21 protein-coding genes are annotated in these 22,430 nt (G+C 37.0%); 4 read left to right on the top strand and 17 right to left on the bottom strand.

Going from position 1 to position 22,430, the window contains the following annotated elements; translation table 11 throughout:
• Positions 1-39: 39 nt before the first annotated feature.
• The 16 genes from MT489_RS09985 to MT489_RS09910 all read right to left on the bottom strand — a co-directional run bounded on the left by MT489_RS09985 (position 40) and on the right by MT489_RS09910 (position 17,680).
• A complete protein-coding gene (locus tag MT489_RS09985) occupies positions 40-1,143 on the bottom strand; it encodes a hypothetical protein (protein ID WP_244681404.1) in 1,104 nt (367 codons plus the stop codon).
• A 290-nt stretch (positions 1,144-1,433) separates the two neighbouring features.
• A complete protein-coding gene (locus MT489_RS09980; protein ID WP_244681403.1) occupies positions 1,434-2,378 on the bottom strand; it encodes a carbohydrate kinase family protein in 945 nt (314 codons plus the stop codon).
• Positions 2,379-2,794: 416 nt separating this feature from the next.
• On the bottom strand, positions 2,795-3,667 hold the full coding sequence (locus MT489_RS09975; protein ID WP_244681464.1) for a MurR/RpiR family transcriptional regulator: 873 nt from the start codon (positions 3,665-3,667) through the stop codon (positions 2,795-2,797).
• Positions 3,668-3,683: 16 nt separating this feature from the next.
• Entirely contained in the window at positions 3,684-4,634 is a 951-nt protein-coding gene (locus tag MT489_RS09970) for a GNAT family N-acetyltransferase (RefSeq protein ID WP_244681402.1), read from the bottom strand.
• Between the two features lie 20 nt (positions 4,635-4,654).
• The gene (locus tag MT489_RS09965) at positions 4,655-5,803 is read right to left on the bottom strand and encodes an exo-beta-N-acetylmuramidase NamZ family protein (protein ID WP_244681401.1); all 1,149 of its coding nucleotides are present in this window, start codon (positions 5,801-5,803) and stop codon (positions 4,655-4,657) included.
• A 146-nt stretch (positions 5,804-5,949) separates the two neighbouring features.
• Positions 5,950-6,651: a PIG-L deacetylase family protein gene (locus MT489_RS09960; protein ID WP_244681400.1), complete on the bottom strand. Its 702-nt coding sequence runs from the start codon at positions 6,649-6,651 to the stop codon at positions 5,950-5,952.
• A gap of 126 nt (positions 6,652-6,777) precedes the next feature.
• Entirely contained in the window at positions 6,778-7,701 is a 924-nt protein-coding gene (murQ, locus tag MT489_RS09955) for an N-acetylmuramic acid 6-phosphate etherase (RefSeq protein ID WP_244681399.1), read from the bottom strand.
• Positions 7,702-8,024: 323 nt separating this feature from the next.
• A complete protein-coding gene (locus tag MT489_RS09950) occupies positions 8,025-9,248 on the bottom strand; it encodes an MFS transporter (protein WP_244681398.1) in 1,224 nt (407 codons plus the stop codon).
• Positions 9,249-9,330: 82 nt separating this feature from the next.
• Positions 9,331-10,455, bottom strand: a complete 1,125-nt coding sequence (locus MT489_RS09945) for a Gfo/Idh/MocA family protein (RefSeq protein ID WP_244681397.1) — start codon at positions 10,453-10,455, stop codon at positions 9,331-9,333.
• 32 nt (positions 10,456-10,487) lie between these two features.
• Entirely contained in the window at positions 10,488-11,294 is an 807-nt protein-coding gene (locus MT489_RS09940) for a sugar phosphate isomerase/epimerase family protein (RefSeq protein WP_244681396.1), read from the bottom strand.
• A 128-nt stretch (positions 11,295-11,422) separates the two neighbouring features.
• Positions 11,423-12,547, bottom strand: a complete 1,125-nt coding sequence (locus MT489_RS09935) for an ROK family transcriptional regulator (RefSeq protein WP_244681395.1) — start codon at positions 12,545-12,547, stop codon at positions 11,423-11,425.
• 225 nt (positions 12,548-12,772) lie between these two features.
• Positions 12,773-13,816, bottom strand: coding sequence for a serine hydrolase domain-containing protein (locus MT489_RS09930; protein ID WP_244681394.1), 1,044 nt, complete (start codon positions 13,814-13,816; stop codon positions 12,773-12,775).
• Positions 13,817-13,828: 12 nt separating this feature from the next.
• Complete coding sequence (locus tag MT489_RS09925) at positions 13,829-14,782, bottom strand: GNAT family N-acetyltransferase (RefSeq protein WP_244681393.1); 954 nt, start codon at positions 14,780-14,782, stop codon at positions 13,829-13,831.
• Positions 14,763-15,950, bottom strand: a complete 1,188-nt coding sequence (gene anmK, locus MT489_RS09920; protein WP_244681392.1) for an anhydro-N-acetylmuramic acid kinase AnmK — start codon at positions 15,948-15,950, stop codon at positions 14,763-14,765. Before anmK ends, MT489_RS09925 begins: the two co-directional genes overlap by 20 nt.
• A gap of 1 nt (position 15,951) precedes the next feature.
• Complete coding sequence (locus MT489_RS09915) at positions 15,952-16,854, bottom strand: BadF/BadG/BcrA/BcrD ATPase family protein (RefSeq protein ID WP_244681391.1); 903 nt, start codon at positions 16,852-16,854, stop codon at positions 15,952-15,954.
• Between the two features lie 640 nt (positions 16,855-17,494).
• The gene (locus tag MT489_RS09910) at positions 17,495-17,680 is read right to left on the bottom strand and encodes an SE1832 family protein (protein ID WP_244681390.1); all 186 of its coding nucleotides are present in this window, start codon (positions 17,678-17,680) and stop codon (positions 17,495-17,497) included.
• Between the two features lie 79 nt (positions 17,681-17,759).
• Between MT489_RS09910 and MT489_RS09905 the strand changes: the two genes are divergently transcribed.
• Genes MT489_RS09905 through MT489_RS09895 form a run of 3 tightly spaced genes read left to right on the top strand, consistent with a single transcriptional unit; the run spans position 17,760 to position 20,579 of the window.
• A complete protein-coding gene (locus MT489_RS09905) occupies positions 17,760-18,776 on the top strand; it encodes a phosphotransferase (RefSeq protein WP_244681389.1) in 1,017 nt (338 codons plus the stop codon).
• Positions 18,773-19,750, top strand: coding sequence for an NAD(P)H-quinone oxidoreductase (locus MT489_RS09900; protein WP_244681388.1), 978 nt, complete (start codon positions 18,773-18,775; stop codon positions 19,748-19,750). The genes MT489_RS09905 and MT489_RS09900 overlap by 4 nt, the downstream gene beginning before the upstream one ends.
• Before the next feature lie 22 nt (positions 19,751-19,772).
• Entirely contained in the window at positions 19,773-20,579 is an 807-nt protein-coding gene (locus MT489_RS09895; RefSeq protein ID WP_244681387.1) for a YihY/virulence factor BrkB family protein, read from the top strand.
• Positions 20,580-20,722: 143 nt separating this feature from the next.
• Here the strand turns inward: MT489_RS09895 and MT489_RS09890 are convergent, their stop codons facing one another.
• On the bottom strand, positions 20,723-22,108 hold the full coding sequence (locus tag MT489_RS09890; RefSeq protein ID WP_244681386.1) for an L-cystine transporter: 1,386 nt from the start codon (positions 22,106-22,108) through the stop codon (positions 20,723-20,725).
• Between the two features lie 174 nt (positions 22,109-22,282).
• Here MT489_RS09890 and MT489_RS09885 point away from each other — a divergent pair, with 174 nt between their 5' ends.
• Positions 22,283-22,423, top strand: a complete 141-nt coding sequence (locus tag MT489_RS09885; protein ID WP_244681385.1) for a hypothetical protein — start codon at positions 22,283-22,285, stop codon at positions 22,421-22,423.
• Positions 22,424-22,430: the final 7 nt, after the last annotated feature.

Raw genomic sequence — 22,430 nt, 5'->3', positions numbered from 1 at the left:
TAAAAAAATAGACCTTCTTATAATGCAAGAAGGACTTAATTACAATTGATTCGATTGATTTACTAATAAGTGATCCAGTTCATCAATCATAAGGTTTGTTTGGCTATGATCTGAAACTTTACAATAAATCTCTTCTAATTCATCTTCATATTTTTTAGCCTCGGCTAAATAAAATTTCCCCAACTTCATTTGTTCATGATATCGTGCTTCAATATTGGCAATTTCTTCTGCAAAAGCTTCATCAGTACCTGGAGCGACAGTCAGCTCATACATGTCTATAACTTCATCTCCAGTTTTTTCCGGAAAATATTCATGAGGTGAAGTGCTGTCAAATACAGCCCAACCTAGCTCTCTTACAACAATCATGTCTAGGCTATTAGGATCAAACCCACAATGATATATTTCAATATCGTAGCCGTTTCTTTCAGCTTCCGCAGCTACCTTTTTTAATAAGGTTGATTTCCCCGTACCCGCTCGACCTTTTAAAAAGTATCTGGTGCTCAAACCCTCTGTAATATTATCAACAAAATCGACTGGTCCAATAGGGGTAGCTGCTCCTAGGAAACGACGCCTTATAATTGAATCCTTGTGAGTTACTGGAATAGCTTTTTTAAATAATGCAGCAATCAAAGAAGTTGCGACTTTATCTGCTAAATCAAAATTCATGTGATCAATATATATACGCTCCCACTCATCATGAACCTTCAGCCCAGTCTGATAAGAGTTATATGCATTAAGATACGATTGTTGAATTTTTAACTTGAGATCCGTTACCTCATTCAATTCACCATCTAAGCGAGCTGTTCTGTCTGATTGATCCAAATCAATCGTTTCCCATTGTGCACCGACCTGTTCCTTCCCTATTTCACGTGGATAATCCCCATCCACAATGGCAAAATTTAGATTTCTTATGATTAATCCCTCTACATGTTCTGGATTACTAGCACGATAAAAAATCTCCATCGGATAATCAAGATCTTTCCACTTTTTTATAAAATGATTAATAATATTCGTTTTTTCATTTTTGGACTTTCCTGATAAAATAAACACTCTTTCCAGGTCAACTAAGTTAGTATCATACAAACTATAAAATCCTTTAGCTGTATTTCCTCCTGCGAAGTACTTTAATATTTTCCCGCCCATCTATTGTCAACTCCTGTTGAAGAATCGTTCCATTTAGCCTATGCTAACTAGCTTGGCAAAGTCCACCCATTATGAAAACACATTTTCTTCTACATTATGTGAAACCTGGAGAGAAGTATGCAGGAATTATGTAATTCATTTTTATTTTAAAATATTTAACAATGCTATACTCGCGTTCCCTTCCCTATGTACCCTTCAAGCATGAATCTTGTTCAGCACTTCACTAATTAATCAAACGTTTGATTAGCAACCTTCTTTTAACCAAACGTTTGATTAGTTTATATTTCCTTCTAATTCACAATCTTATTTTCCGTTTGGAACGCTATGACGTCCGCTACGCTCGGAACTGAACTTGCTCCTCCGATTCTTAATGTAGCCAAAGCTCCACAGGCATTCGCAAATTCTAATAACTCGCTATTTTTCAATCCATGTAAATATCCATAAATAAGGCCGGCATTAAAAGAATCTCCTGCACCTGTTGTATCAATTGGTTTAATTGAATATCCGCTCACTCTTGTAGTATTTCCTTGTGCATTAATCATCATGGATCCTTTTGCACCAAGCTTCACAATTACGTTTTCATACTTTTCAGGCAAAATCTCTTTTACCTGACTCACATCGTTTAATTCAAAGATGTTATTTATTTCTACTTCGCTAGGAATAAATAAATTTACATCCTCCATTAAAGAAAGAATAACGTCCCTATCCCATTTTTCATTCGGATCCCATCCTGTATCAAAGGAAGTAGTCACATTTTTAGAGCGGGCTTTTATTAAAACATCTTTCCAATGCTGTTTCATGTTTGTCTGTAAAAAGTATGAGCCGAAATGGATGTGATCAGCCAGATCATAGATTTCTTCTGGAATATCATTAGGTCCTAGCTCAGATATCGTCCCCATGTATGTAAGGAGTGCTCTGTCCTTGGAAGTAGATAATGATAACGTCACCCCTGTTTGGATATGAGGAACTAGTTTAACATAGCTCGTGTTAATTCCTTTTTTCTTTAATTCCTCCACACAAAAATGACCAAATACATCGTCCCCTACAAGTCCTACAAAATAAACATCCATTCCTAAACCAGCTAATCCAGCAGCTGTAATACATGATGATGACCCTAAAACCAAGTCAAACGAATCCACTAACTTCTCTTGATTCCATTGTGGTTCAACGTTTTCACCTGTCATGATCAAATCCACATTAATTTCACCTATAATAAATATCTTCTTTTTTGTCATGATTTTTCCCCTTCTTTTTAATAAGGCTGTTTTCGTAAAGTTTGTTGTTTTTGTAAAAGCCCAAAAACCGGCTATTACCCCTAAAAGGTGAATTCAACGGTTCTTATGAAGGACACAACTCTTTTCCAGCGAAATGACTAAGTTTTTATGTTCCTAAAAAAGTCGTTCTTCAACCTAGCTAAATAACATTATCTTTACCACTTAATCTTTTAACTTCTTCTTCTAAATAGTTAAGCCGTCTATGAATTCTATAGAACATCGGAAGATAAGCGATAATGATAATAATTAACCACTCCATTTGACCACACTCCCTTATACTCTCGTCTGTTTTAAAAAAAGACCTCCAATTTGGAGGACTCCGAATGAATCAAACGATTGATTAGATATATGTTCGCCTTTTATATGAAGTAATCCTTCTACTTTTTTGGGCGATTTGACTTTCTAATAAAATCAATCGCTTCTCTTGTTTCATCAATATGTTTCACGGTTTCTTCGTATTGTTGTGCAGCTACACACATAAAAAGAATATCAATAGCATGAAGCTGTGCAATTCGAGATGACGTAGCGCCACTTCTAAATGTAGGCTCTCGAGTAGCGGATGTGTAGAGACGAATATCAGCCTGCTCCGATACGATGGATGAACCATACTTTGTCAAACTGATTGTACTGGCTCCGACGTTATTTGCCAACTCAAGAATTTTTGCAACTTCAACTGTGTTGCCAGAAAAAGAAATACCTACCACTACATCGTTTTTCCCAAAATTTGCCACTACAGTCGCTGCCATATGAATATCATTAAACGCTGTAGCATGTTTATTGATTCGTATAAATTTTTGCTGAGCATCTTGTGCAATAATATTAGACGCACCTACTCCAAAAAAATGAATGGAATTGGCATTCTCTAAAACTCGAATGGCTTTTGTTAATTCATCTGCACTAAGTAATTCTGCTGTTTCTTTTATTGTTTGAATACTGTTCGTCGTCATTTTTTCAATAATCGTGTATTTTGACTCATTTGGTTCAATATCTCGAATCTCTTGTTGCGGAGTCTTCTGTAAATCACCGGCAATTCTAAGCTTTAAGTCCTGAAAGCCCTTTAAATCTAGAGATTTGCATAATCGAATGACTGCCGCCCCGCTTGTCGAGCTTCTTTTTCCTAATTCACTTGCTGTAAGAGATATTGCATCTCTAGGATTTTCCAATATATATGTAGCAATTTTCTTTTCTGAAGGTGGCAATTTTGCCATCATTTCAGAAAGCATTACCAAACCGCCTGTTGCAAATGCCATCAATCACTCAACTCACTTATCGACCGTTTTTTTTCATTACATGGAACTGGCGAGTGATATCAAATCCCGTCTTTTTATAAAGATATCCTGCAGACGTTTTCTCTCCTGTCCATAGGAACCAAGCACTATGCAATCCTTCAGCTCTCATGCTTAGCAGGGCTTCATGCAACAGGATTTTTCCTAATCCTTTTCCTTGCTGCTCTGGGTCTACTCCAAATGGACCAAATCGTTCGGGAATTCCTTCATATCCGCCATATAAACAAAAGCCTACCATTTTCTCCCCTTCTCTAGCAACAAAAATTCTTTCTATTGGGAGCCCTTGTATAATCCCTTCTCGAATTGCTCTTCCCCAATCAGGATTGAATACCTCATTGGCAAAACGAATAACCTCATATAAATCTTTATCTTCCGCTTTAGAAAAGGAATAGCCTTCTTCGATTCTTTGATTCTTTAATGCTTTTACTTCTTCAGGCACTTGATAGCCAACTAGACTACGATCCATTGCAACTGGTGAATATAATTTTTCAAATCCTTGTTTTTGTAAAAATTCATATGCACCTGGATACGCTTCTTCATCAATACCAGGCAAAATATAATTCGGAGCATATGAAGCAAAAAAGATATTACTTCTACCTTCTGAATGTAAAAACTCTAAGGCCTCTTTCATTAAATGAGACCCAATACCAGACCTACGATGCTCAGGATGAACAAAAAAGAATGGAATCCAACCGTTATCCGGCTCTAAGTCAGTTCCATACATCGGCAATAATCTTCTTACCGCGTAAACACAGCCGACTAATTTATCATTTTCAAATGCTAATCGCATTCCTTTTGGGTCAAAATTGGCGTCTAATAATACGAGATTCCGAAATCTTTTTTGGTTGATTGGATCTTTTAGTAGGCATTCATTCCATAAGAGAACGATTTCGATTTCATCACCCGATTGGTAACAACGATATGTAGCCATAACACATACTCCTTACTTGTTTATTTATATAACAAATATGGTTCTCTTTGCTTTTCAAATTGAGCAATCTGTCCTTCACAAGATTCTAAGAAGGTGTAGGAGTTCCCATTTAATATTACATTACGAAGATCTTTTGTCCCTGCCAATAGATCGAAGAAAAATTTCCCGTTAGGATTTTCTTTAAATTGAAATTCATTAGGATACATATTCGCTATAGTTTCTAATAATATTAGCCCTGTTTTTAAAGCGTGAACTTTATGGCGTTCTACTACATGGATTTGAATCCCTTCACATACTGAATCTTTATGTTTTTGATAAGTCGGAACAAACGAAACAGGTCTCGCGAGCACACCAGGGAGATTTTTTTGGTTAAATGCTTTTGCCAACTTATAACCGTCGACGTAAGGTGCACCTACATATTCAAATGGCCGCGTTGTCCCCCTGCCTTCTGATAAATTAGTTCCTTCTACTAGACATGTTCCGGGATACAAGATACTCATATCAAGTCCAGTAGTGTTAGGAGATGGCGGAACCCAGAAAAGATTCGTTTCATCATAATAAATATGACGACTCCAGCCCTCCATTGGAACAACCGTTAAATCACAATCTATTCCAAATTCATGTTTATACAACTGGGCAATCTCTCCGACAGTCATGCCATGGCGGTTTGGAATCGGATAGAGTCCAACAAAAGAACGTACATCTTCTTCTACTAAGTTCCCTTCCATCGATAACCCAGAAATAGGATTAGGACGATCCAAAACCACAAACTCTTTGCCAAATTCCCCGCACGCTTCCATTACATAAGCCATTGAATAAATAAAGGTATAGTACCTTGCCCCAATATCTTGTAAATCAAAGACAATCACATCAACAGGATCCAACATTTCCTTTGAAGGTTTTTTCGAAGTCCCGTATAAACTATATACAGGAATTCCTGTATATGGATCGACTGATGATTCAACCGCCTCTCCTTCCTTCGCATCCCCTCGTATTCCGTGTTCTGGACCGTAAAGTGCAACTAATTGAATATCAGGATGTTCATTAAATAAATCAATTGTTGGGATTAGTCGTTCATTTACACCCGTCATATTCGTTAGAAGTCCAATCCGCTTTCCTGTAAACTGCGCATAATTCTTTTCTAAAAAAAGATCAAGACCTAACCGCATAATCACACCTCATTTCTAAAATCAACTGTCTTTGTTGAACTTGCAGGTTGATTTTTGCTCCAATCAACTATACTAATAAACTAACAATGCCTTTCAGATAAGAAGAACAGCCTGGAATATCAGGCTGTCATATTAATTCAAGTCGTTTATAGCTCATATCCAGGTAGTGCCCCGCCTTTTCTAACATTCGTTCCTCTTGGGAATTTTAACGTTTGAGCATATTTTGTACGGTTGACGCATCCCCTTACAGTTCCAAGCGCTTTATAGTAATCATAATAACGGAAAGATGAAGAGTTCATAATGAACCAATGATGGGATAAAGCCTCTAAATAAGTATCAAATTCATCTGATACATCAATAAATAGATCTGGATCATACCCCTCCATGTCTTCCCAGTTTTCACTATGATAAAAACTATAGTAGTGAGCTGGCAATCCTTCTAAATCAAAACCTGGAAGTCCTGCTTTCAATTGGGCTGCATGAACGATTCTGTATGTCATAATATGATCTGAATGAATGCTATTTTCCCAGTGAGTGATGACAACATTTGGTCTAAGTTTTCTCATTAGCGTGGCAACATGTGTAATGATTTCATCGTTAAAAGTAAGTTCTGCATCTTTGTAGTCTAAAGTAATCGTATCGACACCAAGGATTTCAGCTACTTTTTCTGACTCCCTAATTTTTTGCTCCCGATATTCTTCAACAGAAACCCCTGGGGGATTCCCTTTTTCACCGGCAGTTAAATGTAAAAATGTTACTTTATGACCCGCCTTGGCATATTTATGAGCGATTGCTCCAGCTTGAATTTCCGCATCTCCACAATGAGCTCCTACTACGACTAAGTTCATCCTCTTTTCCTCCTCATATCTCTATTTATTTTGGCTTGTGTTAAAAATTTATATTAATCTAGTAATTTTAATCGACAGTATTGTCAACGCTTACATAGTCATTAAAAAGTACTTGCTTAGCTCAAATTACATGCCAAGCCGACTTTCTTTTGCTTTGATAATGGCCTCCCTTAAAAAACCATCTGTATCTTGAAGCAATTGATTCGCTTCATTTAAAGTTACACTGCCAAGAATCATTAATATTGCTGGTTTCACTTTCAGATTCGTAAGATGTAAAGCTGTTTCTGCCTCTTCTAGTGAAACACCTGTAATATTCATGACCATCCTACATGCTCTTTCCATCAACTTTTTATTACTAGCATGAAGATCAACCATGAGATTGTTATAAACTTTTCCCATTTTAATCATTGATGCGGTTGTCAGCATATTTAAAACCATTTTTTGAGCTGTTGCTGCCTTTAGTCTTGTTGATCCGGTTAATACTTCTGGACCTACCTCAACTTCAATCTTATGATCTGCGTATTGACTCATTTCCGCATTTTTATTGCAGGAAAGAGCTACGGTTACCGCACCTACACGACGAGCATATTCTAGTGCACCGATTACGTAAGGAGTTCTTCCACTTGCTGCAAGTCCTACGACAATGTCTGATGAACTAAGACCTCTTGCTTTTAAATCGTTTGCTCCTTCATCCCTACTATCTTCGGCACCTTCGATAGCTGTTTTAATCGCTTTTTCCCCACCGGCAATAATCCCTTGAACCATTTCGGGAGGTGTACAAAAAGTAGGGGGACATTCCGATGCATCAAGAATTCCCAATCTCCCACTTGTACCTGCACCAATATAAAAAAGACGACCATCGTTTTTAAAAGAATGATAAATCGCATCAATTACAGCCGCTATCCGATGTAATTCCTGATTGACAGCTTCCGCGACCAATTGATCTTCAGCATTCATAAGTTTAATAATTTCTAATGAAGACATTTGATCAATATTAATAGAACCTTGATTTATTTGTTCAGTTGTTAATTTTGAAAGGTTATCCTGCATTCATACCCGCCTTTCTAATAATGGCTTGTGATTTTATTATACATGAATTCACTTTGGTATGAAACAATAATTTAAAAATAATATTTAAATATTGAATCAAAATTTCAATAACAGATAAAATAAATTTCAATTTTGAACCTTCCAAGACAAAATAATGAATAATTTTCAAGGTAATTAAATTATAAAAATCCACATAGGATTTCGTGTTTGCTTTATATATCTTCAGGCGCCCTTGGCTCAAGGTCAAATTACCTGAGCCAACGTAAGATAGAAAAACCTTTCTTTCTCTCAGAACATGAGCTTGTAAAAGATTTTTCTCAAGTCTATGATGAAATATTCTTCTCGCTACCTTCTAGTGATACCTTTTGTTTTGCCGCTCTACTAACACTTAGCCACAAAGCGGCAAAGCCAAATACACCAAGTAAGGAAATAAACATTGTAATTTGGTACATTTTATTTGGACCCAACTCTTGGAACATCCATCCTCCAACCATACCAGCTATAATTCCTGAAATACCTCCCCATGTCAATCCATAAATGGCTTGACCACTTGCTCTAAGTTCAACAGGGACCAATTTTGCGGTTAAGGTAGTTCCAATATAAAAATAGCCACCAAACGTGACACTATGCAGCATCTGTAAAAATAATACCTGCATTGGATCTGTAGCAATGGACATTAAAAACCAACGAATGACAAATAGCCCACTGATAACAACTAAACACCCTATCATAGTAGAAGTATTTCTTTTTAAATAACGGTCGAACAGCAAAAACACCGGCACTTCAAAAATAGCCGTTAAAAATGCAGACCACCCAATCATCACGACAGAACCGCCAAGCTGTTTGATATAAAGCGAAATAAATGTCAGATTAATCGAATTCGGAACAGAAATTAACACTCCTAAAATAACAAATACCAAAAAGTACTTATTTCCAAATAACGCTTTTGCATAGCCGCCTTTTACTAGTTTCTTCGATCCTTCAACTTTACCTTGTGGCAACTTAAGACCAAACAGAATCGTCAAGATAAGCATAAAGCTGTATACAAGCCACAAATTTTTTATCCCAATCACATTAATTAACGGGCCAGCTCCAACAGCCATGATAGCCCAGCCTAAAGACCCCCATAGACGGAAGGTCCCAAACTTATAAGGAGTCCCTTCGATGGTATTTAATATTAAGCTGTTGCTTTGTGAAAATAAAGGAGTTTGAAAGTTAAAAAACAGTAACATTGCTATAAAAACGAGTGGAAGGGAATTTAATTGAAAAACAATTTGTATGATAATAAGATTCCCTATTAACATGATTAGTAGGATTTTTTTTATGTTTTGAAGCCGGTCACTCCAATATCCCCAAAAGGGATTTGCAAAAATTGATACGAACGGACCACCTGCCATTAACATACCAATAGCCACTGTAGTAAAGCCTACTTCTTGAAAATATAAAGGAATAAAAGACATTAAAACTGAAAGAGCGCCATATAGAAAGAAGTTAAACAATTTTACAGTCATTAACCCTCGTTTGTGTTCATCAGATGTGTTTATCAAACTTATTTGTCCTTTCTACTTTTAAAAAATACGGTACGACTAATCCAAAGACTTTAAGATTAATCGTACCTTGAAATTTAAGTTATATTGTTACAGACGTAGATGTCGTTATTTCTTCTAATTCCTCAGCCGATACCTCTTCCCCACGTTTATCAGAAAGATAGATTCCGTCACTGATTAACATTGTTTTCAAAGCGATATCTGCTGTTGGCAATAATTCTACCCTTCCTTGTAGAGCAGCAATCCAATGATGCTGGGATGAATCGTAAGCGTCCTCATTTTCTCTTAAATTATGCCAACGATAATCCAATAAATCTAAATTAACCGTGCTATCCATATCCATATCGCAAATCGTAGAATGGAAACTAAACTTATTTTGAGTGCCTTCCCCAAATACAGGTAAGCGAATTCCGCCCTTTGAACCTAAAATGCTTGGCCCTTCAAATCCACCTAAATGAACAGACCACGATTCAATAATATCTAGCGTTAGGTTATTTTTAAATTTAACGAAACCTAATGCCAACTCTTCGACATCAAAGCCGCTTTCTTCACGTCTTTTCGGGTCCATGTCCATTTCCTGATATACTTTACCGGATATACGTGTCGGTGTTGGTAAATCTAGTAGATAAAGCATTTGCGCGATATGATAGACTCCCATATCAATGAGAGCGCCCCCTGTAGCGGTTTCTTTTTTTGTAAAAAACTTCGTACCATAGCCGTCGACAAATGGACGATTCCTTCTTCTAAATCCAGTAGAACGAGCGTGATAAATGTTACCTAGTTTTCCTCCATCAATTAACGCTTTTGCAGCCTTCGTTTCTTTACGATAAAGGGTTGCTAACTGAATATGAAGCATTTTTCCCGTTTCTTTTGCCGCTTCTACCATTCTTTTCCCGTCAAAATAAGTACCCGCAATAGGTTTTTCACAATACACATGTTTTCCAGCTTCTAATGCAGCAATAGTCATTGGGGCATGGAAATTATTATGTAAGCAAACATCCACTGCCTCAATATCATCTCGACTTAAAAGTTCACGATAATCAGTGTACACGCTTGGTATTCCGTATTGCTCTGCAACTCTTCGTGCCTCTTGTTCATTTACATCACAGACAGCCACAATTTCTGCATCTGGGATGCTAGCATAGTTTTGCAAATGTGATTTTCCGATTTGCCCGACACCAATAACTCCGATTCGTATCTTTCTCATCATATCCCTCCAATTCTTTTAATCATTTAATCTTATAAAGTAGCTAAAAGACGTTTTACTGTTCCTAAAATCCACTCAATTTCAATATATTGATTTTTATCCGCATTATATTCAATGCCCCAATAGCCATCGAACCCGTTTTCTTGCAACATACGAATTTTGTCTTGAGCATCTTCCGCAACAGCTGTTCTTGAATCAAAATGCGTGTGGCATACCCATGGTGCTACCATTTCATCACCTTTTTCAGCCTCTTCTTTCCATCTTCCTATATGTAGAAGGATTCCAAAATTCGGATGATCAACTGCTTCAGCAATTTTTCTCATTTGGACAGGGCTTAAGGATGGTCCTATATGGTTTTCAGGCCCTACCATGTAGCCATTTTGTGCACCACGTTCACAATATTCTCTGTAACGTTTTACAATATATTCGAATTGTTCATCACTCATATTCATATCAAACGCAGGGTCATTTCCAAATACTCCCCCAGTATCAATACGTACAGTTTTTGCACCAAGGATTTCTGCTGCCTTTAAATGACCTAAAGCATTTTGATACAGTTGTTCACGCTTGTCCGGATCTGCATCCCAAATATGGGCACCATCTATTGCATAGTTGATTAATGTAAGACCCTTCTCATCCATCGCTTCACGCACTTTTTTCAAAAATTCCTCATCTGGAATTCTTGAAAAATCTGGCTCACCAATCGTAAATTGTCCGTTCCAAATATCCACTGTGTCTAATCCATAACGATATTTCACTGACTCCAAATAACCGAATATATCCATTTTCCCTTCTAAAAACGTGTTGAAGAATGAATAACCACCAATTGAAATCTTCATTTTAAAAAGCCCCCTTTTGGATCATTGAATTAATTATTCCAGTGGATGAAATAATTAATTATATTATATCATTATGGCCGTTTTAATCAATATATTATGAGTTTTCACACGACTTTATAGAAAAAAAATTAACGCACTGTTTTGGTTCTAAACATTTGGTGAAGACCGATTGTTGCTGCCCCTATTGCAGGACCGTCATTTTTCCAAAAAGATGTATTAACTGGCGTTGGATTGTTGGGATTATCCTCATATTCATGAATCAAGTCTGTTATTCGATGAGCTAATTTTTCGTTTGAAGCTATCCAACCACTTACTATTAATTGTTCTGGGTTTAATAATTGAATAACATTGCCACAATACTTTGCAATCTGCTTAATCATTTCATTCAAATCATGTTCATATGGCTCAATACCATCCAACGCAAGACTGACAAATTTTTGAATCGTTGCTTCTTTATCACTTTCAATATTTACTTCTGGATACTCTTCTTTAAGCCTTTCGTACAAGGTATCAATTCCGTATGGATAGAAGTCTCCAATCTTCCCAGCCCTACTTGCTGCCCCTCGATAAATCTGATTATTGATTACAAATCCAGCACCTATTCCATAGTCGATTAAAATATAAACGATTGTGCTTTTTCCTTTCGCTGCCCCACTGAATCGTTCAGCAAACCCTGCCGCTTCAATATCATTTACAATATATATGGGAATATTGAAAGACTTGTTAAGATAATCTTTTAAAGGAAAATTTCGAACTTGCAAATACTTGGAACCGATGATTGTTTTCTGTTCCTCATCTATTATTCCTGGTACTGCAAGACCAATCCATTTGATCATCTTCCGATCTATATTCTGTTGATTAATAAAATCATCAATCGCGAGTGGTAATTTTTCTCGTAGAGATTGCTCTCCGATAAAGCACTCCATTTTTTCTGTTCGAATTAATTCGCCACGTAAATTAAGCAAAATGATAAGGGAAGATTCCCTTGATAAATCAATGCCGATGACATAACCATTTTCTGCATTGATTTCCAACATAGTCATTTTTCGCCCAACACCTGAACCCGTTGTCCCTGTTTCATGAATAAGACCTTCATTAATGATTTCTTCCACCAATACTGAGACGGTTGTTGGACTAAGTTTCGTAAGTCTTGCTAATTCTACCCTTGAAATGGGTGCGTGGAGATATATTAGGTTTAGTAAAAGGGATTTATTGATTTCCCTAAGCATTTGTTGATTCCCTCTAATTTTCATAGTTTGCACCTTCGATATATATTAGTATCCTTATTATACATGAATCAGGAAAATAGCAACTTTTGTTCCATTGAGAAAAATCGATTAGTTCTGAAACGAAAATGATAAAGTGATTCATTGATTTTTTGAAAAGATTGAAGATAATTGAACGAAGATAGGTGAAATGCGGGAAGAATTGGTGAGTTGTTGAAAATATAAAAAATACAGACTCACTTAGAGTCTGCGTTAAATTTCCGCTCGTATTAAATTATGGAGTCTTGGTCTCAACCTTAAGATTGCTTGCTGGTTTTTGGCGTGAACCCTATTTGTCAATAAAATGACATGAAGCTTAATTTCGGGATCAAACCACATACTTGTACCTGTAAAGCCTGTATGTCCATATGATGAATTGGAGAAAAGGTCTCCACATGATAATCTCGGACTATTAATCTGCCAACCTAAGCCTCTTCCTTCTTCATCAAATGGAGTAAAGTTTCTTCTTGAAAGTTCTAAAGCTACTGTTGAGATTATTTTTTTGCCTTTAAAGTTCCCGCCGTTTTCAATCATATGAGCGAAGTTAGCCAAATCTTTTAAAGTTGAAAATAATCCAGCATGTCCACTTACTCCACCCATTGATTCTGCGTTATCGTCATGAACAATGCCACATTTAAAATCATTAATTTTTTCACTAAATTCTGTCGCTGCAAATCGCTCTCGTTCAAAAGGAAGATTAAATCCTGTTTCATGCATCTCAAGTGGAGACAGAATTTCCCGATTAACATAGTCGGCAAACGACACTCCCACCAATTTTTCAATTAAAGATGCAAGTAAAATAAACCCTAAATCACTATATACCACTTTTTGACCCACAGGATTTTCCAGCTTCTCCGCACATATTTTTCCAATTACTTGTTCTGTATTTAAACCGCCCTCATAAAACCGTCGATGTGCGGGCAATCCTGAAGTATGTGTTAGCAAATGACGAATCCTCACCTCTTCTTTTCCATTTTCGCTGAACGAGGGAAAAAAGTGAGAAATGGAGTCATCCAGTCGTATTTCACCCCTATCAAGTAATTGTAGGGATGCAATCATGGTTGTCACAATTTTTGTCAGGGAGGCAAGATCAAACACTGTGTCGAGTTGCATTGGTTTTTTTATAGGCGCGAGTGTTCGATAACCTATAGCCTCTTCTAAAATAGGAGAACCATTATGTGAAATATAAATTGCAGCACCCGGAATATTTTCTAAATCAATTTCTTTTTGCAAAAAACTGATCACTTTTTCTTTCATATTCACCACACCCTATAGTGTTTTTCGGTATTTCCTATATTCCTTCCAAATCTGATAACCCATTTTTCCATAAAAATCGATGATAGCTGTCCAATCAATTGCTATTCGATTAATACCACGACTTCGGAGCGTCGCAATACCCGCGAGTACCACAGCTAGACCATATCCTTTTCCACGCTCAACTGGATCCACTCCTAAAGATCCGATTCCACCTAGTGGCTCTGAAAATAGTGGCGCCCAGTACACATTGGAATAGATAACAGGGGACTGATCATCATTGATCCTGCAGAATCCAATTACTTTCCCTGCTTTCTTTAATAAAACAAATTCCCTTCCAGTGCCGCCTTTTTGAAAATAGCGAATCGTCTCATATTCCCATCTTCCCGGGAATACCTGATTCATAAATCTCAGCAACTCTCCTTTGTCCTGTATGCTTGCAATTTCAATATCAACACCATCAAGTTGGGGCATTTCCGATTTAACTAAAGGATCATAAGCTGCCAATAAATCATATTCGTTTCCAGTATATGTATAGCCTTTTCCTTCAAACCACTTGGCACTATTTTCATACTCTGCAGGTATACTTGGGAAGAAATGTAAAGGATCGGAACCAAGCAAAATTTCACTTGCTCCATCTTCTTTTAATGCTTTTTCCGCCTTATCAAGCAGGAGTGACCCAATTCCTTTATTTCGTTCCTTTTTACTAACGACTAAAACTTGAATCCAACCATAATTGAGAGGCATAGGCACTGGAGTCGGATCTTGCCATCGCTTACTAATAATGAAACCGATTACGTTATTTTCATCATCTACTGCCATCCATGATCCAGGAAGAAATAAATTCTCATCCTCAAAGGTATTTTGTATAAATAACTCTTTACGCATTGGAAACTGTTCTGAAAACTCTCTATTCCATAATTCTACTAACTCATCAATTCTATTAATTTCAAGTTGAATGATCTTCATATTTTTCCTCCAATAATATGTTTCTAGGTGGAAGTGTGATAGAACCAAGAATAACAGCACCTTTAGCTCCTGTTGCCTTTGGAACGTTAGATGGCTCCCTGTTCATTGTTTCATTGCCTAGGATGGCAAATGCAATCGCTTCCTTCGCTTCCGATGAAAACCCGATATCTTCTTGAGTCAATACCTTTGTGTTAGGTAAAAGTTCCGTAATCATCTGTAATAATGTTTTGTTGTAACCTCCTCCTCCTCCTATAATCAACTCATCAATTGGAATAGTTGGAAAAATATATCGCTTATACGAATCGGCAATTGAGAGTGCAGTGAAATAGGTCGCAGTTGCAATTAAATCATCTGCGGGTAGATGGCTCCAGTTTTGAAGTATTTGTTTTGTAAATTGAGAGCCAAATAACTCACGTCCAGTCGATTTCGGTGGTACCATTTTGAAAAAATCCATTTCTAACCACGATTGTGCAATCTCTTTATGGATCTTCCCTTGTGCGGCCCATTTTCCATCTTGATCATAAGATTCGCCTTTTAAAATGTTGCATAGAGAATCGATAACCATATTACCCGGCCCTGTATCAAAAGCAATGACATCGTCCAATTTAGCCTGTTTCGGTAAGACCGTTACATTACCGATTCCACCAATATTTTGCAGTGATCTCCCTATTGTGTTACTACGATATAAGACATAATCTGCATAAGGAACAAGAGGTGCTCCTTCACCACCAGCTGCCATATCCATCGTTCGAAAATTTGAAATAACTGTTGTACCTGTTTCATAAGCGATGACAGCAGGTTCACCAATCTGCAAAGTGGATTTTACAAGTCGACCATCAGTCTGTGGCAAATGATAGATTGTCTGACCGTGAGAGGCGATAAAATCTATTATTCTTAAAGGTATACTTGCTTTCTCACACACTTTTTTTACAGCATCTGCAAATAAATAGCCCAGTTTAAAATTCAAACTGCAAATGAGAGCTGAATTTGATTCATTTATATCCATGCATTGTAATATTTCTTCCGCTACAGCAGGAGGAAATGGCAATGTAATAAAGTCAATCAATTCAACTTTAGTATGTATACCAAAACCATTCAGTCTCACCAAAGCCGCATCAATTCCATCGACGGAAGTCCCTGACATTAACCCGACAGCGAGCTTTTCCATATTATGCTCCCTTTTTATATAATTCTGCAACTGAATTTGCACCAATAGCAGGTGTAGCATCATTGCTTATAAATTCAACACTACCAACAAGTTTTTGCAGAGTTGATTCAAATTCCTCTTTCACATATGGATTTTTTTCTAATAAAGAGCCTTTAATTCCAATCTTTAACGGCAAGCTCAGGTCCAATTTCTTAAATAGAGAAAATGTTTGATTTGCTAATTGGACTCCGGCAACACGAAAAAACCTTTTCGCATCTTCATTGCCTTTTTGCGCCTCAGAAAATACAAAAGACGTTATAGAGGCAATCTCCCCTTTAGGAGAGCTATAGATAAAACCTTTGAGTCCATCTGCTGAATTGATTCCTAATTTATTCATTAATGCTTGCGAAAGTACAGAATACGGCAACCCTTCATCTGCCTCTTTCGTAATTTGGCGAAATACTTGGATCGCAATATCATAGGCACTTCCAAAATCACCTAAGATGTGTCCCCAACCACCCGAATATCCTTCTTTTTCTCCATTTCTCCCATATGAAATAGAACCCGTCCCAGCAATTGTTAAAATGCCATTTTGATCATCTAATAAAGCATGATACGCAAGAACAGCATCATTCACAAATATGGCAGGGATTTTCGTTTTATTTGAAAAAAATTGTTCAAATCGTTCACGATTCCCTTCCGCTTCGATTCCTGCCACTCCGGCTACAATAGCTTTGCAATCATTTCCAAAATCGCTATTCAGACAAGCAGATGCTGCTTCCCATACATTATGTAGAGCTTCATTAAAATTCACATTTGGGTTGCCAAAGCCCGTTTCGATTTCGAATAAAATATTTTTATCAGAATCTATAACTAAACCCGTTGTTTTCGTACCACCAGCATCAATTCCGATTGTATAAGTCAACCACATTCCCTCCTTGTCTACAAAATTTAATTTCTGTATATGCAATCTAATAACGAAATGAAATTTCAATATCATTTTAATCTATAAAATTAATCATAATCAAGAAGAAGTTTTGGGAATCAATTTTATCTAAATTTAAATCGCAAAGTTAAAAAATGGTGATTCCCTAGTGCAGCCACGGTTTATCCCCATCATTAATAGACTACAAACGAAATTACTAAATTCGATTGTAATTAATTCTACTTTCAGCGTAAAATGGATATCTGTTTCGCATTTTCTGCTGCGATTGAAGACGATCGCCGCATAACTGCGTCAATTTCTCTTTGGTCTGCCGCGATTGAAGACGATGCGATGCATAACTGCGTCAATTTCTCTTTGGTCTGCCGCGATGGAAGACGATGCGATACATAACTGCGCCAATTTTTCTTTGCTCTGCCGCGATTGAAGACGATCCGCCGCATAACTACGTCAATTTCTGTTTGGTCTGCCGCGATGGAAGACGATGCGATGCATAACTGTGTCAATTTCTCTTTGGTCTGCCGCGATGGAATACGATCCGCCGCATAACTATGTCAATTATTCTCTGGTTTACAACAGAAAATAAATATAAGGCACAAAGTATTGTGCCTTGAATGATGTGTTATTTATTCTCTATGTCTGTTAGACGGCGATTAAGATCCTGCAGTTCACGCTCGATGTCTTCCAATTGTTTCTCTAATGGATGAAGATTACCTTTAACATATTCAAGTTTTTCTAAATCATGCTGAAGTCTCACATAATCCGTTTTTAAATCTTCAATCTTGTATTGTATCTCCTTTTTGGTCATGGCTATCACCTTCTTACATCCATATTGGTAAAATGATATCATACATTTAATGAGTTATCGAAAAACTGGAGGGATTTGTTTGAAGCAAGCTCATCATATTTCTCAAAATAAAATACTGCAATTAATACATACTTATTATGGATTTCTTCCCGATTCAATATCATTTATTCCTTTTGGGGATAAATCATATAGTTATAAAATTCGCTGCATGAATGGAAATACCTTTTATTTAAAGCTGTTAGATAAAAAAATTCAGCAAGAGGCCATTACTCAAACTTCATACTACTTACCTTTATTGACAGAGCTACATGAAAAGGATTTGTATCCTCCAGCCAATTATCCAATCTTAACAAAAGAAAACCGGAATAAAATAGAGATAGAAGAGATCGTTTTAGTTTTATTTCCATGGATTAATGGTCCTACTCTGGCTGATTCGTATCCGTTAACAGAAAGTTATATACGGCAGATTGCACAGCTATTAGCAGAATTGCATTTGACGACCTCAAAAATCTCAAGCGACATCCATCTACCCGCCGAAACATTCAATGTTGAATTTTTGGACGAGCTCAGTACATTTGTAAAAACACTTCGGCAAAGACCCGCACCATCAGAGCTTGTAAACATCATTGCCCCGAAAGAAAAAGGTATTATTTCACTTATTATGCAGATAAAAAAGCTTTCCAATACCATAAAAAATAAACATTTCCCATTTGTCATTTGTCACGGTGATTTATGGGGTGGAAATCTTATTCAGTCCCCTTCTGGCCTTCGAGTCATTGATTGGGAATCTGTTATTTTAGCCCCTATGGAAAGAGAATTGGCAAATTATATTACACAAATGCCTATTACTTTTATACAAGCATATGAAGAAAAAATGGAGAGTAGAGTTAATCCAAATATTGATTTACTTCGATTTTTTTCCTATCGGACTCAGCTTCACAACTTGTATAGTTGGTTGAAAAATTTGCTCGTACACCAATTAGATGAAGAACAACAATTTAATGATATCGATATGATTAAAAATCATTGCTTGAATCGCTGGGATGGTATAGAAGAAGGACTACAAAAACTAGAAAAGAAAGTAGGAGAACGATGAAAGCTATTTTAGTGGAAGAAACTACTCAAAATCTTTTTATAGGAGAAACAGATATGCCTCATATGGGTAAAAACGATCTCCTCATTAAAGTAAAAGCTACTGCTTTAAACAGAGCTGATTTACTTCAAAAACGCGGCCTGTATCCGCCGCCTTCAGGTGCATCGCCTATACTCGGCCTTGAAATGAGTGGGGTCATTGAAGATGTTGGAGTTGATGTAAGAGATTGGAAAAAGGGAGATCGTGTTTGCGCCCTTCTTCCTGGTGGAGGATATGCCGAATATGCGGTTATTCCTGCCGATATGGCAATAAAGATTCCGGAGAACTTATCATTCGAAGAAGCAGCAGCAATTCCAGAAGTTTTTTTAACTGCTTTTTTAAATATGTTTTGGTTGGGGAAACTTAAAAAAGGGGAAACCATATTAATCCACGCAGGTGCAAGCGGAGTCGGAACAGCCGCCATTCAACTTGCACGTGAAATTGGTGCAAAAGTCATTGTCACAGCTGGAACAGATGAGAAACGTTCATTTTGTCGTTCCTTAGGTGCAGATGCTGATATTAATTATAAAGAAGGACCCTTTCTTCAAAAAGTTATGGATGAAACATCTAGAAATGGCGTCAATCTAATTTTTGATTTTATTGGTGCTCCTTATTGGGAACAAAACATTGAATCCCTCGCAGTTGATGGAAAACTAATCCTTATTGGAACGATGGGAGGAGCAAAGCTAAACGATGTCAATCTTGGAAAGCTTCTGTTTAAAAGAATTCAAGTTATTGGTACCGCTTTGCGCTCTCAGTCTATTGAGAAAAAAATTGCATTGACGAAAGACTTTGTTGAATTTGCTTTACCAAAATTTAAAAATGGTCAATTAAAGCCAATCATTGATTCTATTTGGGATTGGGATAAAGCGAATGATGCTCACTTATTTATGGAACAAAATAAAAATGCGGGAAAAATAGTGCTGCAGATTTCCTAAAAATTTACAAAGGGATGGAACAATGGACAGAATAAGAATTATAATAAAACGTTTTTTCATCGATCGATTTCACGATCAATCTGCACAAATGGCGTATTATTTTATGCTGTCCATATTCCCTTTTCTAATTTTTGCTTTATCGCTCGTTAGTTTCTTACCTATTAGAGTGGAAGATATCCTTAGTGCCATTGAGCCTTTCGCTCCAAAAGGAAGCTTTCATTTAATCAAATCGAATGTTCTTAGCATATTTGGCCAACAACAAACGAAGATTGCATCATTTAGTTTACTTGCCGCGTTTTGGATTGCTTCTATGGCTGTACAATCACTAGTACGTGCCATGAACGATGCCTATAATATAGTCCGTAAAGAAGGATTTTTTCTTGCATTTGGAAAAGATTTAATTTTAACGTTAAGTATCATGATTACCCTGACTGTTTCTTTGCTAGTACCCATTGCTGAAGAACTTGGCAGGGTTTTTCTTGCTAGTCATGTCGATTTACCCCCTTCCTTTCACAGTTGGTGGCTCCTCTCTAAATGGGTCATCGGGTCCGTCTATTTGTTTTTCTTTTTTCTATTCCTATATACGGTCGTTCCAAGCACAAAAGTTAAATTACAAAGTGTTATTCCGGGAGCGGTATTTGCAACAATTGGTTGGCAAAGTGTATCTATCGCCTTTTCCTACTACGTTTCCTATGCAGCCAGCTATACAAGGCTCTATGGACAATTAGGAAACATCATTGTCCTGATGATTTGGTTTTATTTCACAGCCGCTGTTCTTCTTATCGGTGGATTATTAAATGCAACGTGGATAATAAAAAAGGACAAATAAAAAACCGAGGTTTCACTCGGTCCATTACACCTTTTCTAATTTTATATCTGTCTGGCTCGATAATCCCTTTATTAAACCAGGGTTCGGTCTCCGCAACTAAATACATTCATAATCCTTTATTGAAGTACTGCCACTGAATCATGTTAAACTTGCAGATTTTGTTTTGGCTGCTTATATACTTCTTCATCTATTTCTCCAGTTATTTTTCCAGTTAATACACCAGCTGTCATACTTCCACTTACGTTTAATGCTGTTCTTCCCATGTCTATTAATGGTTCAACCGATATTAATAATCCGACGATAGCGATTGGCAAGTTGAGTGCTGATAAAACGAGCAATGCGGCAAATGTAGCGCCTCCACCTACTCCAGCCACACCAAATGAACTAATTGCAACGATCACAATTAATGTGATTATGAACGATGGATCAAGTGGATTGACGCCAGCTGTAGGTGCAACCATAATGGCAAGCATGGCTGGGTATATCCCCGCACATCCATTTTGCCCAATGGAAAGACCAAACGAACCTGCAAAATTCGCAATCCCTTCAGATACACCAAATTCTTTGTGTTGCGTTTTAATATTAAGTGGCAAAGTACCTGCGCTAGAACGCGATGTAAATGCAAAGGCAAGTGCCGGCATTGCTTTCTTAACATACGTAACTGGATTTTGCTTTGCAAGAGCTAGTAAAAGCAAATGAATAAGAAACATTATAATTAATGCGACATAGGATGCGACGACGAACTTTCCAAGCTTCACGATTGCCGAGTAGTCACTCGTCGCCGTTACTTTTGCCATTAGAGCAAGTACTCCATAAGGTGTCAATCTTAAAATTAGTGTAACAATCCTCATAACTATTGTGTAAATGGTTTCTATTATCTTTGCGAAAAAGTCAGCATGTTCTGGATCTTTTCTTCGAACACCTAAGTAAGCAATCCCAATAATAGCAGCAAAAATAACAACAGCAATCGTAGAAGTTGGACGTGCACCTGTTAATTCCATAAATGGATTTTGCGGAAAAAGAGTAACGATTTGTTGAGGGATTGTCATATCTTTAACATCCCCCACTGTTTCTTGAAGCTGAGTATTTCTGGTAACCTCTGCTTCTCCTTCCTCAAGTTGGATTCCTTCTAAATGAAAGCCCAAAGCAGTGGCAATTCCGATTGAAGCTGCAATAGCTGTTGTTCCAATTAAGATCCCTATGACTAGCGCGCTAATCTTTCCAAGGTTACTCGTTAACTTCAATTTCGTAAAAGCCGACACAATCGATATAAAAACTAGCGGCATCACAATCATTTTCAATAATGAAATATAACCACTACCAACGATATTAAGCCAATCCAAGGAACCTTTTGTAATATCGGAATCCGTTCCATATATTAAGTGCATTGCCAGCCCAAAAACAATCCCTATACCTAATGCAGTAAATACCCGTTTTGAAAAGGATATATGTTTTTTTTGCATACGAAACAAGAAAAATATAAGCAGTAGAAAAATGGCGATATTAATGATGATCAACAGCGTATCCATCAATGCTCCCCCCAATTTTAGATTCCATGGCTATTCTCAAACAATAAAAAAACCTCTCTACGATGATATTCCCTTATTATGGTTATCATAACCTGCTTATTCCAAAACTATGTTATGGTTTAGCAGTTATTAGTTTTGGGGAAAGTATATAAAATAAAGAGAGGATGTCCAAATATGCGCATGTCGAAACTATTACGCTTTGCAATCAAAGCTGCTCCTATTGTATATCCACTTGCAAGAGAATTTATAAAGAAAAGAAAGATGCAAAAAAATAACATAGATGTCCCTACAAAAAAAAGAGACCATTTAGTGTAGAATCATT

It is taken from the genome of Lederbergia wuyishanensis, from assembly GCF_022900255.1.
Lineage (GTDB): Bacteria > Bacillota > Bacilli > Bacillales > Bacillaceae_C > Lederbergia > Lederbergia wuyishanensis.
The sequence above is the reverse complement of the archived record's forward strand: the minus strand, read 5'-3'. Positions and strand labels throughout refer to the sequence as shown.

Coding starts and splice junctions, on each gene's coding strand:
- MT489_RS09985 (WP_244681404.1), bottom strand. CDS start 1,143: ATGGGCGGGAAAATATTAAAGTACTTCGCAGGAGGAAATACAGCTAAA.
- MT489_RS09980 (WP_244681403.1), bottom strand. CDS start 2,378: ATGACAAAAAAGAAGATATTTATTATAGGTGAAATTAATGTGGATTTG.
- MT489_RS09975 (WP_244681464.1), bottom strand. CDS start 3,667: ATGGCATTTGCAACAGGCGGTTTGGTAATGCTTTCTGAAATGATGGCA.
- MT489_RS09970 (WP_244681402.1), bottom strand. CDS start 4,634: ATGGCTACATATCGTTGTTACCAATCGGGTGATGAAATCGAAATCGTT.
- MT489_RS09965 (WP_244681401.1), bottom strand. CDS start 5,803: ATGCGGTTAGGTCTTGATCTTTTTTTAGAAAAGAATTATGCGCAGTTT.
- MT489_RS09960 (WP_244681400.1), bottom strand. CDS start 6,651: ATGAACTTAGTCGTAGTAGGAGCTCATTGTGGAGATGCGGAAATTCAA.
- murQ (WP_244681399.1), bottom strand. CDS start 7,701: ATGCAGGATAACCTTTCAAAATTAACAACTGAACAAATAAATCAAGGT.
- MT489_RS09945 (WP_244681397.1), bottom strand. CDS start 10,455: ATGAGAAAGATACGAATCGGAGTTATTGGTGTCGGGCAAATCGGAAAA.
- MT489_RS09940 (WP_244681396.1), bottom strand. CDS start 11,294: ATGAAGATTTCAATTGGTGGTTATTCATTCTTCAACACGTTTTTAGAA.
- MT489_RS09935 (WP_244681395.1), bottom strand. CDS start 12,547: ATGAAAATTAGAGGGAATCAACAAATGCTTAGGGAAATCAATAAATCC.
- MT489_RS09930 (WP_244681394.1), bottom strand. CDS start 13,816: ATGAAAGAAAAAGTGATCAGTTTTTTGCAAAAAGAAATTGATTTAGAA.
- MT489_RS09925 (WP_244681393.1), bottom strand. CDS start 14,782: ATGAAGATCATTCAACTTGAAATTAATAGAATTGATGAGTTAGTAGAA.
- anmK (WP_244681392.1), bottom strand. CDS start 15,950: ATGGAAAAGCTCGCTGTCGGGTTAATGTCAGGGACTTCCGTCGATGGA.
- MT489_RS09910 (WP_244681390.1), bottom strand. CDS start 17,680: ATGACCAAAAAGGAGATACAATACAAGATTGAAGATTTAAAAACGGAT.
- MT489_RS09900 (WP_244681388.1), top strand. CDS start 18,773: ATGAAAGCTATTTTAGTGGAAGAAACTACTCAAAATCTTTTTATAGGA.
- MT489_RS09895 (WP_244681387.1), top strand. CDS start 19,773: ATGGACAGAATAAGAATTATAATAAAACGTTTTTTCATCGATCGATTT.
- MT489_RS09890 (WP_244681386.1), bottom strand. CDS start 22,108: ATGGATACGCTGTTGATCATCATTAATATCGCCATTTTTCTACTGCTT.
- MT489_RS09885 (WP_244681385.1), top strand. CDS start 22,283: ATGCGCATGTCGAAACTATTACGCTTTGCAATCAAAGCTGCTCCTATT.